This window comes from Nostoc sp. C96 (genome assembly GCF_059384975.1).
The window spans coordinates 4,068,199-4,083,957 of record NZ_CM182020.1; the positions used below are offsets into that span (position 1 = coordinate 4,068,199).

The following is a 15,759-nucleotide window of genomic DNA, read 5'->3' on the forward strand; positions in this document are numbered from 1 at the left end:
GGCTTCACACCCTGCAACTACCGTAGGCATTTGCAGGGTTTTAGAAGCCTTTCTGTATTATGTATGTATTGCCACTACATACAGCCCATTGCTTTATAGGGAAATCAGCCAGATCATACGATTTTTTTTAACTCAAAATCAAAGCACTCTAGTTTAAAGTAGGAAGTCTTTGATCCTATCTAGCTTCCTAGGAGGCTGTAATCAAAGCCACCACTCTCTTTTGCGAGAGATTGCTATTGTTTTTGATTTGGACTGAGTTCACAAAATTATTGGGGAGACTAATCTGGCAAAGAGGAGATTTTGAACTAGACTGACTAAGTTCCTTTGAGACAGTGAAAACGAATAGTAGTAGCAAATACTTCAAAATCAGCCATGAGCAACTCCTAGAAGCTTACAGAAGCCTGATATTTCTGAATGTAAGGATTATGTATTAACCACTGGCGATCGCGCCTGAAAACCGACAATCTTCGGTAAATTTGAGTAGACCTAATTTTGACAGAGAGAGTTGCATGAGCAACAAAAGTTTTGAATCGACAGATTTTTCTGAGGAATTGGAAAAAATTGCCTCAGCAGTGAATGATGTAGCGAGGGATTGCCAAGGAGATCCACTCGCTCTTTTAAACTTGCTGCGGCAGTTGGAGTATTTACATCGAGCAATTCGGGATGGTGTTTTTCAGGAGAGTCTGCCCGATAATCGTCAGCAACTTTACTCACTACTGAAAGATATTGAGTCTGAGGGTGGCTGGCCTTACATTGAGAGGATGAGACTCAAAGCTTTTCTAGAAAATTTGCTACCAGAGGTGATTAAAGAAAACAGCGATTAAAAAATTTGCAAAGCGATCGCTCTTGGTTTGATCAACTGAAATCTTTATTGGCCAGGACTAATGCCATCACACAAAAAGCGATCGCGTTCTTCAACATTATGGTTGTGACTAAGGTAATTGTCTGCCCAGTTACAACCACGCAACAGTAAGTCTTCCAAATGCAAATTCCACAAAATGATTGTGTTGTCATCACTTGCGGATGCTAATGTATGACCATCCGGGCTAAAACTCACACTCAAGACTGGGGCGCGATGTCCATTCAGGGTTTTAATTAACTTGCCATCACGACTCCACAGTTTGACTGTGCTATCCCAACTAGCAGCCGCCAGTAATTCACCATTGGGGCTGAAAGTCACGGAATTAACACTATCGCTGTAGCCCTTTAACAATGTTTTTAACAAAGTACCATCGCGCCGCCATAATCTCACGGTGTTATCCCAACTAGCAGAAGCGATTAATTGGTCAGTAGGGCTGAAGCTAACACCCAATACCCAACTGTCATGGGGTGAAAACGTTTTGACCAAAGTACCATCCCGTCGCCACAGTTTGACTGTTTGATCATCACTAGCAGAGGCAAGCAGCTGGCTATCAGGACTAAAATTAACGCTGTTTACCCAACCTTGGTGTCCTACCAAGGTTGTGAGTAATTGACCGTCACGACTCCACAGTTTGATTGTTTTGTCTTTACTGGCTGATGCTAATAGCTGGCCATCAGGACTAAAACTGACACTCATAACACTATCAGTATGTCCTTGCAAGGTCTTGAGTAAAGTGCCATCCCGTCGCCAGATTTTTACTGTTTTGTCATAACTACCTGATGCCAGCAGTTCACCGAAAGGGTCAAAACTTACACTAGGAACTTTATCTGTATGCCCTACTAAAGTTTTGTAAAGTCGGGTTGTGGCTTCGCCACGAATTGTTTCTCTTTGCCAGAGTTTTACGGTGCGATCGCGGCTACCAGAAGCCAACATCTGCCCATCAGGACTCCATGCGACACTCAAAACTCTATCTTGATGCCCCCGCAAAATTGGTAATGTTGGTGCATCCAAACTCCAAATTTTGACACTTTTGTCATAACTACCTGATGCCAATATTTTGTTATCTGGGCTAAAAGCCACACTAGCCACCGCATCACTATGGCCTTTAAAGGTTTTGAGTAATGTGCCGGTGCTACTCCAAAGGTTAACAGTATTGTCATCACTTCCTGACGCTAACCTTTGCCCATCAATGCTGAAATTCAGGCTCCAAATTGTACTAGTATGCTGCTCTAAATTTTTATAAGCTTGAAAGTCAAAGTTATCGTCACTATTTGGCTGTCGCTGCCACAATTTGATAATTTTATCTCTACCTGCTGAAGCAATCATTTGCCCATCAGGACTAAAAGTCACAACAGTTACACCATTTTGATGTCCAGACAGTGTTTTGACTAGTGTGCCATCGCGTCGCCAGATTTTTACGGTGCGATCGTCACTAGCTGAAGCAATTAATTGACCATCAGGGCTAAAACTGACCCAATTTACCCACCCTTGATGTCCTTTCAGAACTTTGACTAAAGTACCGTCCTTACGCCAAAGTTTGACTGTGGCATCTTTATTACCTGTCGCCAGCAACTCTCCATCGGGACTGTAACTCACACAATAAACCCAGCCTCGGTCTACTAGGGTTTTGGCTGGTTGTAAATCAAATTCGCCCGTAATTGGGTTTTTCTGCCAGATTTGTACAGTTTTGTCGAGGCTGGAAGATGCGAGACTTTGCCCATCGGGACTAAAACTCACGCTGGTGACTGACTCAGTATGACCTTTCAGAGTTTGTAGCAAAGTTCCATCAGGTCGCCAAAGTTTCACTGTTTGATCGCGGCTACCAGAAGCCAATAATTTGCCATCAGGACTAAAAGCGACACCCCAAACAATATCAGTGTGTCCTTCCAAACGATTTAACTCCGACACCCCATAAACTGCCTGTTGTAAGGCAGTTACTACACGCATTCGAGTTTCTGGTAACACTTCGTCTGCTTGTTTCAATTTTCTCCAGGCGCGTAAACCTTCTAAAAGGGCATCAAACTCTTTGTTGGAAGCAAATAAAGCTTCACTAGTTGCGGCGATCGCACTAATTTTCAAATTAGTTTCACTACGTTCGGCGCGAATTGTTTGACGAATTGCGGCTCTTTTTTGCAAGTCGGCTTGCCACCATAAAGCGGCAATAGTCCCACCCATAATTGCCAACACAACACCTGCTATGCGTGCTTCTCGCAACCGCCTTTGCAAAATTAAATTGAGATGTTCTTGAGACAGCTTTTGTGCAACTTCAGCGCGTTTTTTTTCAGATTTGACTTTTTCGAGTTCAGCAACTATGCCATAACTATTTCTCTGACGAATTGGCTCTACCAAATAATCATGGACTAATTGATAGCGATCGCCTAATTCTTCACGCAACCGCAATATCAAACCTGAACCTACTAAAATTTCGAGAATTAGCTCACAGTCTGATTTTGTGCCAGATGTTGTATGGATATTCTTTCCTAAAGCAATGGTTAAATCAGATTTAGTCTTGAGGGGACGAAAGCCTTTTTCATCAGTTAGCTCAAATAATAATTGCCAACTTAAATCTTCATTTTCTTCGCCACAATCCTTGATCACTTCCTCAAGCCAGCGCTCAACTAGCTTTGCTGAACTACCACAAATTTTATATTGTTCGAGTGTCGTGATATTTTCTGCTTGTAACTGCACTCCAACTATTTGTAATTCAATTGGATTTACTTCTCCTGATTCTCCAGCTAAATCCTGGACTAGCTGATGAATTAATTCATCACTCATTTCATAGTGGGAGCGTTTTGTAAAACTGTAAATAATTCCTCTTGTATCTTCTATGGAAAATTTACCTAAAAAATAACGAATATCTTTATCAAGAATATTTTTATTAATTACACCTAAATCATATAAATAATCATTATTTTCTTTACTAAAACGTTCAAATTCCAACAAATAATGTAAATAATCTTCTCTTAATGAAATAATTGTTTTTACATAAGGAATATTCAAGCAGGCAATAAAAAATTTATAAAATTCTAATCTTTGGCTAGAGTTACTCGTAAAGAAAAATTCTTCAAACTGGTCAAATATAATAACTATTATATGATTACATTCTGTTGCTAAACGTAGCTTTTCTATGAGGATAGTAGGTGTAAATTCTACAGCAATTGCTAATTCTGACTGTGCTAAAGTTTGGTTGATACTACGTCCCAAAGCTGTTACCCAATCTGTATATCCTGATAAAACAATCGGTAAGGGAATCCTTTCACCAATAACTCTTCCCTTTAAAGCAGGTACTAAACCTGCTTTAATAGTTGAACTTTTACCAACTCCTGATTGTCCATGTATGATAGTTAATTTATGATCAGCACGGGTAATTCTTTCAATTAAACGGTTAACATCTTGCAGCCGTCCAGAAGCAGCTATTTCTTGAGCGATATCCTCTGGGATAAATGAAATTTTTTGGGTTTCTAAAACAGGGTTAATTCTGTAGCGTTTTGGCTGTAATTGACTGGCTCCAATAAATACACGAAAACCATATTGGTGTTCTATTTGAACTTTTTCTTGCTTGAGATTGAATGCTTCTGCATAATCATGGCGCTCAAAGAAGTAGAGCGATCGCAATTCTTCTAAAATTTCTAAATATAGCGATGGTTCATACTGTAGTTCACAAACTACCCTAGCCCATTCTAAATTACTAATTGCTTCTTCCCATTGCCCTAAATGTTTCTGAGTCCGAGCCAACAATAAAAGATACCAACTTTCCTGCTGTCGAGAAACTTCTGTTGCTAATTCGGCAATAGAAAGTGCGGTATTGGCTAATTCATGTGCCAATACCCAATTATTGCGTGATGCTGCTACATCTGCTAAAAAGCCATAATCTTGTGCTAATTTAGCAGTATTTCCATACTTTTCATGTAGATGTAAAGACTTTTGTGCTAATACTTCTAGCTCGTCCAAATATTTTAAACGTTGCAGCATTTCACAAGCAGGCAAAATAAATTTTGCTACTAAATCTTGTCTTTGTAATTGTTCTAATAAATCTAAACACCTCTGAAACCATGAAAGAGCGTGTTGACAATAGTTACTATTAGTAATTTGATGTAAGTCAGCCATACGGCGATAACATAGACCCACATGGAATAAGACTATTGCCTGTCGAATTCTGTAAGCATAATTATGTTCTAATTTTTCATCTAATACTTCTATTTTTTGAACTATTTCATTTTCTCGTTTAGCCTCTCTCTGCCATAAACTTAAGCTTCTTTGATAATGAGCTAATGCACTATTAATTTGGTCACTAGCGTATTTATCTCGTCCTAAAACAAATTCTAAACTAGCTTCTAACCCTGGCTCTAATTGAACACTATACAGACGCAGTAAATCATTTCTGGCAGACTCAATTTCGTGACGATGTTGTGATTTAGGTGCTAAATCAAGAGCAGCATTAGATAAAAATTTTTCCGCACCTGCTTCTAAAAATTTAGCAAACAGTGATTCTGTCTCTTGACGTATTAAGGCAATTAAATCTTCTTTTGACAATTCAAACTTGATAGTAGTGGCAGCCCAACTTTTGAAATCTGGTGCTAGTTTGGTCAGCATTGTTGCCACTTCATCTTGTAGCCACAACACCACAGGAAAAGGAAAAGTTGCTGTATAGATATCTCTAGCTTGATTAAGACTCGTTAATAAGTCTTCCAGTGCCAGAATTGACTCTAAACCAAAAACCATGACTGCTGATGGTAGAGAATCTGTAATTACGGCAGGATGATCTAGACTTAATTTTGTAATGATTGTTGTATGTAAGGCTTTAGTTGCTGGTTGGAGATAGATTTCTTGTAAGTTTATATCTTTTGTCAGAGAGCGAATATTTTCTAGCATTTGCTCTCTTAATTGCTGATAGTTACATCGCACAAGAATAAGAGCAAATTGACCTTTAGAAAGCTTGATTGAGCGCACTAACCTTTGTAGAGAATTCTTATTATGATTAACACTCTCTACTGTGAATGGGGATTTTGTCATATCTCAAAACCGGAATACAGCCTCAACAGGAAAAATTGCTCATTATAAATTAGTCACTAGTCAAATGAAGATGGACTAATGACTGATGCTAATAACTATTAGCTCACTCAGTACGATTATATTTTTTGCTGCCAAGCAATAACTTTTTCTGTCTCTGCTAATGCTGGACTAATCCCAAACCAACGACCAACAGGATCGCGGTATTCAAATAAATACATACTTCGCAGCAAGCTTTGATACTCAGATTCTCCTTTTACGCTCTGCTGTTGTACAACCTCAAATAATAGTTCCCACTGATATTCATCAATAGCTAATAGCAAGTCATCTCGGTAGTCTTTAATTACTGCTTCTAAACAGTCCCCAGAAAAAGGAGGATCTTGGCGTTGCAGACAGCTATATAGCAATCCTAATAAGTTACGGATGTGGCCGCCACTCACACGACATAAACGGTCGAGGGTTTCAGGATACTCAAATAATTCTGTGATTAACGACAGCCTTTCGTTGTAGGAAACTGCTGGAAAAGCTCTGGCTAAAACTAACTGGCGCAGTAGTAACATCCCTGGTTCGTAGTCACTACCATCTCTTTGCCTAACTCTTACCATTGGTAATACTTTAGGCGCAATACCTCCACCTAAGCGGTTTTTGAGTGTTTCATACTCATTAGAAAAAATTAACGCTAGGGGAATAGTGTAGACTACATGGCATTTGAGGCGGCGTAATTGTTCACCTCGGTCTATGAACAGATATTCTGGTTGTGTCCGCCCAGATGCTAAAGGACGCATATCTACTCGATCTAAATTATCAACAATAACAACTAAACCTTTTTGACCTCTGAGTTTAAGTTGTTCAACAGCTTTTTCTAGAACCTCTTCGTTAATTGCTTGCAAAATACTATTAGTACGTGGTTCTAGATATTGCCTCAGTTGATTTCTTACCTGGGCGCTATCTTTGGTTTTGGCTGTAATTTTCGCAATTCCCAAGGACAACTCTGCTTGTCCAGAAAGTTCTATAGGGCTTTGCAAAAAATCTCCAATTTCTTTGAAGAGATTGATAAAGTAATGTGGTTGAACTTGGATCTTAATTGCTTCTAAACTAGCGCTGACTTGACGAGCTACACTCAGCAAAATATCGCTGACATCGATATCCGCCATATCCAAGTCTTGACTAGATTCAAAGTAAACTACATGAAATCCTACAGCTTCTAGTTCTGCTTTGAGGCGTTGTAATTCTGTAGATTTACCACAACCAATATGACCTGTAAATAACTGACAGGTAGGTTCATCGGGAGAAATACGGCTGATTGTACGTTGCAATTCTTCGACAATTTTGCAGCCACGTACATTGGCGAAATCTATATAGTACTGCTGATCAAGCCGATCGCTCATGTTGAGCGCATAGCTAGGGTTACATGCTTTATAAAAGCGTGACAAATACTCTGTATTAATCATTGAGATGTAGATGCAGTTGTAGATACTGTGTTATTTGTATATTTATATACGAAGCATATCTAGTTAAGTTATAGCTATTAGATGAATTCACCTTGGTTTTTGAATTTCGGGTGAGTTTCACTAGGTAAGCTTTTGCTACCAGTGGCTATTAGACAATACTAGAAATGGAATTGTCCCTGATAAGTTCAGTATATCTGTCTTTTAGCCTTATTTTGTTGAACTTTTGACAATCTTTAAGCTTTTACTTGACTGAATACAAACTTATATGCAGTTGTTAATGTCGTCAAGAGAATTAGCAGACACAAAATTTCAATATGTATTTATTTAATTATCAATTTAAGTATTTACTCTGAGATTAATTTATGGTTTATGTCAGATATAAATGCTGGTAAAATTTTTACTTCTTAGATTAAGGCAGAATCAACATTTGCCGTTCTCAATCATTCACAAGAACCGAGAAGCATATTTATTGCCAATACTCTTCTTCCCTGCACGATGTTTACAAATCAAATAGGATTGCTATAATGTCAAGCTCAAGATTATGTTTTGTCATTTGAGTTAAATGTGGGACACAATATTGCTTTTGCGACAAAACATCTGTGTCTCGAAATTAGCTATATTTTTTGACAATTAATGCGATATGCGTCGCAGAAAGGCATAATTACTGTAAAGAAGTTACCTATTACAAGTGCATAGAATAGTATTTTTGTCAACGCTAATTCGTTTGCCAGGTTCGTAGGCGATCGCGGTAACTTAAGTTCACCAGAATTAACTTAATGGCAACTCAACACTGCAAAATAAAATAGGTAAAGTTTCTCATACCTAAATTTTGCTGTTGTTGCTGTAAGGTGATACTGAAAACCATAGAGAATTCTGCACTTAACCAACTTTATCAGCCAAATTAAAAATTTAGATTGTAATCAACAAGAGGTGAGAATGGCAGGTATTGTCTCCGTTTCTCAGACAGATTTAGCCCAGCGCCGCAAAAAATTACGTCGGCAGAGGCAAATGAAAATTATTCAAGCTATTTGGCGAACTGTGGCCATTAGCGGTTTAGCTGGGGGATCGCTTTGGGTAGCACTTCAACCTGTATGGGTACTCAATGATCCCAAACAAATTGTGATCAAGTCAGGGAATCAAGTCCTGCCAGAAACAGCAATTAAGTCGATGCTGAAGCTATCTTATCCTCAATCTTTATGGAAGGTTGAACCTGCGGCGATCGCTGACTCTTTGAAAAAACAACCGACAATCGCTCAAGCAATTGTTAATCGGCGCTTGTTTCCGCCTGGGTTAATTATCGAAATCCAAGAACGTGTACCTATAGCAATGGCTCAAAGGTTTGCAGAAGCCAATACTCCAGCTAAAAATAAACAGTCTTCTACTGGTTTGCTAGATGCTAATGGTGTTTGGATACCGTTAGAAAAATATACATTAGTGAATCCAAAGTTGAAATTACCAAGTCTGAAAGTTGTTGGCACACCAGAACAATATCAGAAATATTGGATTCAACTGTATCCCTCACTAAGTCAAAGTTCTGTGAAAATTATGGAAGTTAATTTTCAAGATTTAACGAATTTAATCCTGAAAACCGAAATCGGCAATGTACATTTTGGTACTCCCAGTTCACTATTAGCAGAACAAATCAAGGTACTGACACAACTACGAAATTTACCTGCCAAAATTAATCCTAGTCAAATAGAGTATATTGATCTCAAAAATCCTGACTCTCCCATAGTACATATGATCCAAAAAAGCCAAAAGGTTGACTCGCAAATACCCTAAGAAACAGTCTATATTGATTTATATGTATCAAATATTATCAGTAAATTAAGAAATTTGATGCTAATAGATAAATATATAAGTTTATTGATAATTTTCACTTTTTTGACAATACACTCAAAAAATTAGCGTGAACTTTTAATAAGAGATAACAGGAGGCTTAACTATCAAGTCTCCTTTGTGGCTATCAATCCAAATTTTCCTTTATCTCTAAAATCTAGTGATATGTATGTAGAAGATAAATTTTAGTTTTTAGGTTGCAATTATCGCCAATGGTTAAATCTATCAACTATATTATTAAAGCAGATAAGACGCGACACCTTGCATCTTTATCAGTTATGTTATCTGCTCAATTATATAAGCTTAGTGTGCTTTGTAAGCTCATGAAGTTTAGATTTTACAAAGGAAAACAAGTCAATACTACAGATGATAAAAGTAAAAGTAACCCTAATTTTGAGTATTATTTAATATTAAGAAATAATAAAATTTACTCATTAAACTCCAGAAAAGCGAAAGTTAGCACACAAAAAACTATCACAGGTAGTTGTAAAATTAATGACCAACTTAAATCATTAACCAAAATCATAGGAGGGCATTCAGTATGCCAAATTTATACTATGCAAAATCGGCAACATAGTAGTAAAGCTATCAATAGCTTATTAAAGTTAGACAGATCAACTTTAGGTAAATGTAGGTATACTTCTCTAGAATTAGCTATGCGATCGCCTGCTCTAACAGCTGCTTCCATAGCAAACTTTCAGATTGACAATCTTGTTAAGGTTGTCAGTCATGTTCACAATCAAGAGCAGTACCTATAGATTTTGGCAGTGTCAAACTATAGTTGATTCTGAGGTGAATAACACCCGGAAAAGTCGTTTATCTACCTTTCACAAATCCAATGACGCTTGATAATAACCAAGGGCTTACCTATAAAAACTCCCAATCTGTGGGACAATCAGGATTTTCGCTGGCAGTGAACTCAAATAATCCCTTTAATCATTCTGGGCTGAACTTTGCTCAAGGCCAAGACAGTAAAAAAATATCAGTAGAAAATAGCCGCATTGGCGAGATTGTTCCAGGTAGAGTCGCCAACATCAAAGTAATTGGTGTTGGTGGTGGTGGTGGTAATGCCGTGAACCGGATGATCGAGTCTGATGTGAGTGGCGTGGAGTTTTGGTCAATTAATACTGATGCTCAAGCTTTAACTTTAGCTGGAGCGCCAAGTCGGCTGCAAATTGGACAAAAGTTAACCCGTGGTTTAGGCGCAGGTGGTAATCCGGCGATTGGGCAGAAGGCCGCTGAAGAATCACGCGATGAAATTGCCACAGCTTTAGAGGGTGCTGATTTAGTATTCATCACTGCTGGAATGGGTGGTGGAACTGGAACAGGTGCTGCGCCAATAGTTGCAGAAGTAGCTAAAGAAATGGGCGCTTTGACAGTTGGTGTGGTCACACGTCCATTTGTGTTTGAAGGTCGCCGCCGTACCAGCCAAGCAGAACAAGGTATTGAAGGACTGAAAAGTCGGGTAGATACACTGATTATCATCCCCAACAACAAATTATTAGAAGTGATTCCCGAACAGACACCTGTACAGGAAGCTTTTCGTTATGCAGATGATGTGTTGCGTCAAGGGGTACAAGGCATATCTGACATCATCACTATTCCTGGTTTAGTCAACGTAGACTTTGCAGATGTGCGTGCTGTGATGGCAGATGCGGGATCAGCACTGATGGGGATTGGGATTAGCTCAGGCAAATCACGCGCTAGAGAAGCGGCGATCGCAGCTATTTCTTCACCTTTGCTAGAATCTTCGATTGAAGGAGCTAGAGGAGTAGTCTTCAACATTACTGGCGGTAGTGACTTAACCTTGCATGAAGTGAATGCAGCCGCAGAAACAATTTATGAGGTAGTTGATCCCAACGCCAATATTATTTTTGGTGCAGTAATTGATGACCGACTACAAGGTGAAGTCAGAATTACCGTGATTGCCACTGGCTTCACAGGTGAAGGCCCAACAGCACCACCACAAAATGCCAGCAATCCTCGTGTAGCACCAGCACAAAAAAAACCAGCCTCCCAATCACCAACAGCAAATCCATCTACACCAGTAGCAGAACCTAAAGAAAAATCAGGTTTAGACATTCCTGAATTTCTCCAAAGACGGCGTACTCCACCAGGCAAATGATTAATTGTGAATTTGAGATTTTAAATGAAATTTGCAGTTTCAGTTCAGACTGAGCGCTGTATAAAATTTGCTAATTCCTAAGTTTCACGAGGGACAGAAGCAAAAATTCTGTTGCCATTTTTGATTTTGCTAATTGGTGAAAAACTCCTCCAAACTACTTACAGGCTAAATTTATTTGGGCAAGAGTCTGCTGACTCCTATGTCCTAATTTTGTATTTAGAAAAAATGTTGAGCGGAGTCACGATTGATTTCTATTATTAGCACCTGTCTCAAAAGCGAGAAGCCTTACCTGACAGGTGCGATCGCTCAAATTATGCCCTTGATTCTAGAGTTACTGGACAGTAAATCACCAAAGCAGACCGTGAAATATTCAAAATCATCGCCATTATTTTATTTTTTAGCTTGTAGTCTCTGTTCCACCCATTGAATTACCTGATGACCTAAACGAGTCCCATTGAGTCTATCGATTTCCCGAATTCCTGTAGGACTGGTAACGTTGACTTCTGTTAGGTAACCACCAATCACATCAATACCTACAAAAATTAAGCCATCTTGGCGTAATTTTTCAGCTAGGCGAGTACATATTTCATGTTCTCTGGGAGTAATTTCAGTTTCCGCAACTGTACCACCAGCAGCCATATTGTTGCGGAAATCACTGCCACTAGAAAGACGATTTAAAGCACCAATCGGTTCACCATGAAGCAAGATGATGCGCTTATCTCCATCTTTAGCCTCTGGTAAATAGGTTTGCACCATCACAGGTAATTTTCCCTGATAGGTGCTAAGTTCAACAATAGAGTTAAAGTTGCGATCGCCTGCTTGTAAAAATAAAATCCCTTCCCCAGCTTTGTTACCTAGTGGTTTGAGAACCGTCGCTCCTTTAGCTTCAACAAATTGTCGGATAAACTGCTTATCAGCACTGACAATAGTTTCGGGAATTACTTCACTAAATTGGAGAGCATACATTTTTTCGTTTGCCCTCCTGATACCATCGGGATTGTTAATTACCAAAGTTTTGTTTTGGTCAACATAATCGAGAATGTAGGTAGCAAATAGGTAAGAATCATTAACTGGTGGATCTGTCCGCATAAATACGGCATCCATTGTTTCCAGCTTCATTAAGGAACGTTGGCTTAACGTATACCAAGGATTTGCCGCTACCCAACGTCCCTCTACTAACTGTATTGGTACTAGTTCTACCTGTTGCAGAATAGCCCATGCTTTACCTTCTACCACACTCAGCCAGCTTGCCTGAGTTATCCAGATTTCATGCCCTAAAATTTGTGCTGCTTCCATCAAAGCAACGCTGGTATCATGACACGGGTCAAGCAGATGGATGGGATCAATAATAAAAGCCAGTTTCACGCTGTTTGCCTCAATCGCCAGGAAATTCTAAGTTCTTCAATTTAGATTAACGCCTGATGATTTAACTAACTCACAAAGATTAGCAGCAGACAGTAGCCTAATTTTAATACTTGCTTATTTTATAAATTACCTCTAACTAGCTAGTAGTTCATCCAGCTTACCTTGACGGTCTAAGGCGTGAATATCATCACAACCACCAATATGGCGATCGTTAATAAAAATTTGGGGTACAGAACGTTTGCCATTACCTCTTTGAGCCATTTTATCTCGTGCGTCTTCGTCACCATCAATGCTGTATTCTGTAAATTCAACGCCCTTACTGGTCAGCAAACTTTTGGCACGGATGCAAAATGGGCAAGTCCTCCAAGTGTAAATTTCTACGTTAGCAGCCATAATGTCCTCTATTTGGTTTTATACTTCTCAATTCTAAAACTTCGTTATTCGTTCTAGTTGCTTTAACCTTGTTTGTCACCAAAAGTAAATCTGGTGACTTGTACTAATCAAAGAATTATGGCTCAAAAAAATTGGGCAAGAAGTGTTTATCTACTTCTCAACCCATATCTAAATTAATATGAGAACTTAATTATCTTGTTTAGGCTGGCGATTTCTCATCTTGATTTTTTTTCTTCAGCCTTAAAGTACTCATACCAAATAAGCTTAAAGCTGCTAGTGTACTAGGTTCAGGAACTCTCTTTGGTAGCGGCTGAGAAGTAGATGGCTGATAGTAAGTTGTAGGAGATGGAGTAGGTGCGGGCGCTGGTGCTGGTGCTGGCGCTGGTGCTGGCGCTGGCGCTGGTGCTGGTGCTGGTGCTGGTGCTGGCGCTGGTGCTGGTGCTGGTGCTGGTGCTGGCGCTGGTGCTGGCGCTGGCGCTGGCGCTGGCGCTGGTGCGGGCGCGGGTGTTTGTAGTACACCAGCAAAGCTTGGTTCACTTAGATTAGTTCCGAACTGGAAGCGAATGTTACCAATCTTCGTTATATCGAAAGCGCTCGGTAGACCTGATAAAACGAAGGTTGCATAATCTTTCACAAAAGTCCCACCTGTTACGGCTGGGTTTGGACTATCATAACCACTGATGATGCCGTAATTAAATTGCTGTCCACCACCGCCTTGAAAAATTCCTAATCCCGCAGTACCAATACCATAGTTTTGGGTTATGCCAGGAAGATCATTGGTACCATTACCAGTGTTTGGCAATTTCCATTCATTGATACCTTTTAGATCGACATTATTACCTGCATTGCTTCCAATGGTAGTTGGAGCGTTGGCAGAATATAACGATAAGTTTGTTAGAGCAGATCCGCCATACTCCCAAAAGACTGATGTCAGAACATCAGAGGGTGCTGAAGCACCTGGACCTGTATTCCTTAAGGTAATTGTCAATTTTCCTGGATTTAGACTGTCATCAAAGATGACTGATGCTCCTAAAGCATTAGTAGTTCCACCTGATGCAGTATTAGTTCCTGTGCCTGAAAAACTGATAGATGCAGCATCTGCTTGAGACATCTGCCCAGCCATAACTATAGCCAATGACGAAAAACCACAAGTTATATAACCTATTCGTCTTTGTAAATTCATTTGAACCACTTGTTTAAAACTCCTTTTTGCTTGTAAAAAGCTTCATGAAATCGCATTGCAGCATAAAATATCCCTTCAAAATAGAGCGTTTAAGTTATGACAAACTGAGTCTACAAGTTGCTTGTGAGCAGCTATTTTTTAGGCAATTTATTATTTAAGCCCTTGCTATATCAGTTAGTTTGTATAACGAAACTTTCTATTTTCTAGGAGGGAATTCAATGTGGGATGCACTTGATAGGAATCTCTGAAACTTTTATTTTCTCAGTGATTAATAAATATAATTTGCCACAGTAGATTATCAGTAGTCTATAGTTTATCTAGATTTTTATAAGAACTTTAATCTAAAGGTGGAAAACAATAGTTTTTATGTATTTATATAGAGGTTATATGTTTACATTTAAAAAACTTATTTAAGTATTTTCTAGCAGAATAAATTTAATCTTTAAGTCTTCTTTATAAATAAAAAAGTGAGGATATCACCTCACTTGAAGATGATTCAAAGTAAATAGGCATCTAACCTAAGATGCTTCTCGGCGTACCCAACCATTGATAGTAAAACGGCTATCTGCAAAGGCTTTAGATGGACACTTTACCGGGAGAACCTGGTGCATATATCGGCTGAGGAAAAAGACAACACTGTTATTGCGCGGTTCGACAGTTTTAAAAGATTCTGCTTTGACATAAAAGTTATTTTCCACTTTACTGTCGTATATTAATAATTCTCCTCCCGAAAACCGCTTGGGTTCTCGATTGAAGTAATAAACATAAGTTAATTCTCTTGTGGCAGTATCTGGACTACCATTATCGTTATGAATTTTGTAAAAATTTCCATCATTATGTGATGTCAGTTGGCTTTCAATTTGAGATATCGGAAATGGCGACATTCCCAATTTACTCATAACATCAGGCATAATATTTTGGATTTTGTTGACAATTAGTTCAGCAAACTCAGGGAATGAGTACAGCACCATTGAGCGACGATAATTTTGATCATTAGTAGAAGTACTAGTAGAGACAAAATTTGATTTGTTAGCTAGTACATACTTGATCAGGCGCTCATGCTCATTAGGCGAGAGAAAATTATCTATTTGTACATAACTAGAATTCAAAATATCATTGGCTACAGGTTCTACATTTTCAGTTTGCTGTATCCAAAGAGGTGGTTCGGTTACTAAACCAACAAGATTTTCACTAGCAAAAGATAAGGCAGAATGTCCTTCATTAATGGGAACTTGAAATAAACAGTGACTCGCAGATTCTTGTTTATAAGCACGAGCCACAATAGTTGTTAACAGGCTATGCAGTACAGGGTCATCTGGATTCAAATAAACTGTGTACTGATGTCCTCCTGCTAACAGAAGTTGAACTTTGACTTTCTTATTTTCTATTTGTTGAGAATTTGTTGACATAAATGATTAGTGGTTAGGATAGCGATCGCCGGGAAAGTGGGCAAAAATCAAAGTAAGAAAGTAATGTCTAGGTTTCGTCAAATCTGGGCGAAAACTCGACTTACTTTCTGAATTACAGAACA

At 38.9% G+C, this 15,759-nt stretch carries 9 protein-coding genes and 2 pseudogenes; 4 read left to right on the plus strand and 7 right to left on the minus strand.

Annotation, left to right across the window (positions count from 1 at the left end; genetic code table 11):
• The first annotated feature begins 509 nt into the window (after window positions 1-509).
• Window positions 510-824 carry a hypothetical protein gene (locus AC504W_RS17420; RefSeq protein WP_494873522.1) on the plus strand — a complete coding sequence of 105 codons (315 nt, stop codon included), beginning with the start codon at window positions 510-512 and terminating at the stop codon, window positions 822-824.
• A 44-nt stretch (window positions 825-868) separates the two neighbouring features.
• Here the strand turns inward: AC504W_RS17420 and AC504W_RS17425 are convergent, their stop codons facing one another.
• On the minus strand, window positions 869-5,875 hold the full coding sequence (locus tag AC504W_RS17425) for a WD40 domain-containing protein (RefSeq protein WP_494873524.1): 5,007 nt from the start codon (window positions 5,873-5,875) through the stop codon (window positions 869-871).
• A gap of 116 nt (window positions 5,876-5,991) precedes the next feature.
• Window positions 5,992-7,323: a P-loop NTPase fold protein gene (locus AC504W_RS17430; RefSeq protein ID WP_494873525.1), complete on the minus strand. Its 1,332-nt coding sequence runs from the start codon at window positions 7,321-7,323 to the stop codon at window positions 5,992-5,994.
• Between the two features lie 936 nt (window positions 7,324-8,259).
• On the opposite strand from AC504W_RS17430, the gene AC504W_RS17435 reads away from it, so the two are divergent.
• From AC504W_RS17435 to ftsZ, 3 genes are all read left to right on the plus strand, one after another.
• On the plus strand, window positions 8,260-9,105 hold the full coding sequence (locus tag AC504W_RS17435; protein WP_494873526.1) for a cell division protein FtsQ/DivIB: 846 nt from the start codon (window positions 8,260-8,262) through the stop codon (window positions 9,103-9,105).
• A 269-nt stretch (window positions 9,106-9,374) separates the two neighbouring features.
• Window positions 9,375-9,920, plus strand: coding sequence for a hypothetical protein (locus AC504W_RS17440; protein ID WP_494873527.1), 546 nt, complete (start codon window positions 9,375-9,377; stop codon window positions 9,918-9,920).
• 80 nt (window positions 9,921-10,000) lie between these two features.
• The gene (ftsZ, locus tag AC504W_RS17445) at window positions 10,001-11,287 is read left to right on the plus strand and encodes a cell division protein FtsZ (protein WP_044501075.1); all 1,287 of its coding nucleotides are present in this window, start codon (window positions 10,001-10,003) and stop codon (window positions 11,285-11,287) included.
• Window positions 11,288-11,677: 390 nt separating this feature from the next.
• On the opposite strand, the gene gshB is transcribed toward ftsZ, so the two are convergent.
• The 5 genes and pseudogenes from gshB to AC504W_RS17470 all read right to left on the minus strand — a co-directional run bounded on the left by gshB (window position 11,678) and on the right by AC504W_RS17470 (window position 15,637).
• The gene (gene gshB / locus AC504W_RS17450) at window positions 11,678-12,652 is read right to left on the minus strand and encodes a glutathione synthase (protein WP_494873528.1); all 975 of its coding nucleotides are present in this window, start codon (window positions 12,650-12,652) and stop codon (window positions 11,678-11,680) included.
• Window positions 12,653-12,784: 132 nt separating this feature from the next.
• Entirely contained in the window at window positions 12,785-13,045 is a 261-nt protein-coding gene (grxC, locus tag AC504W_RS17455) for a glutaredoxin 3 (RefSeq protein ID WP_494873529.1), read from the minus strand.
• Between the two features lie 199 nt (window positions 13,046-13,244).
• Window positions 13,245-13,310, minus strand: a pseudogene (locus AC504W_RS17460) (hypothetical protein); the annotation flags it as partial.
• Window positions 13,311-13,496: 186 nt separating this feature from the next.
• Window positions 13,497-14,228 (minus strand): annotated as a pseudogene (locus AC504W_RS17465) (XDD4 family exosortase-dependent surface protein); the annotation flags it as partial.
• Between the two features lie 518 nt (window positions 14,229-14,746).
• Window positions 14,747-15,637, minus strand: a complete 891-nt coding sequence (locus AC504W_RS17470) for a 2OG-Fe(II) oxygenase (RefSeq protein ID WP_494873530.1) — start codon at window positions 15,635-15,637, stop codon at window positions 14,747-14,749.
• Window positions 15,638-15,759 lie beyond the last annotated feature (122 nt).

What these genes read in the sequence shown, in the direction of transcription:
- AC504W_RS17470 (WP_494873530.1), bottom strand. Translation starts at nt 15,637, where the DNA reads ATGTCAACAAATTCTCAACAAATAGAAAATAAGAAAGTCAAAGTTCAA.
- ftsZ (WP_044501075.1), top strand. Translation starts at nt 10,001, where the DNA reads ATGACGCTTGATAATAACCAAGGGCTTACCTATAAAAACTCCCAATCT.
- grxC (WP_494873529.1), bottom strand. Translation starts at nt 13,045, where the DNA reads ATGGCTGCTAACGTAGAAATTTACACTTGGAGGACTTGCCCATTTTGC.
- AC504W_RS17440 (WP_494873527.1), top strand. Translation starts at nt 9,375, where the DNA reads ATGGTTAAATCTATCAACTATATTATTAAAGCAGATAAGACGCGACAC.
- AC504W_RS17420 (WP_494873522.1), top strand. Translation starts at nt 510, where the DNA reads ATGAGCAACAAAAGTTTTGAATCGACAGATTTTTCTGAGGAATTGGAA.
- AC504W_RS17425 (WP_494873524.1), bottom strand. Translation starts at nt 5,875, where the DNA reads ATGACAAAATCCCCATTCACAGTAGAGAGTGTTAATCATAATAAGAAT.
- AC504W_RS17430 (WP_494873525.1), bottom strand. Translation starts at nt 7,323, where the DNA reads ATGATTAATACAGAGTATTTGTCACGCTTTTATAAAGCATGTAACCCT.
- AC504W_RS17435 (WP_494873526.1), top strand. Translation starts at nt 8,260, where the DNA reads ATGGCAGGTATTGTCTCCGTTTCTCAGACAGATTTAGCCCAGCGCCGC.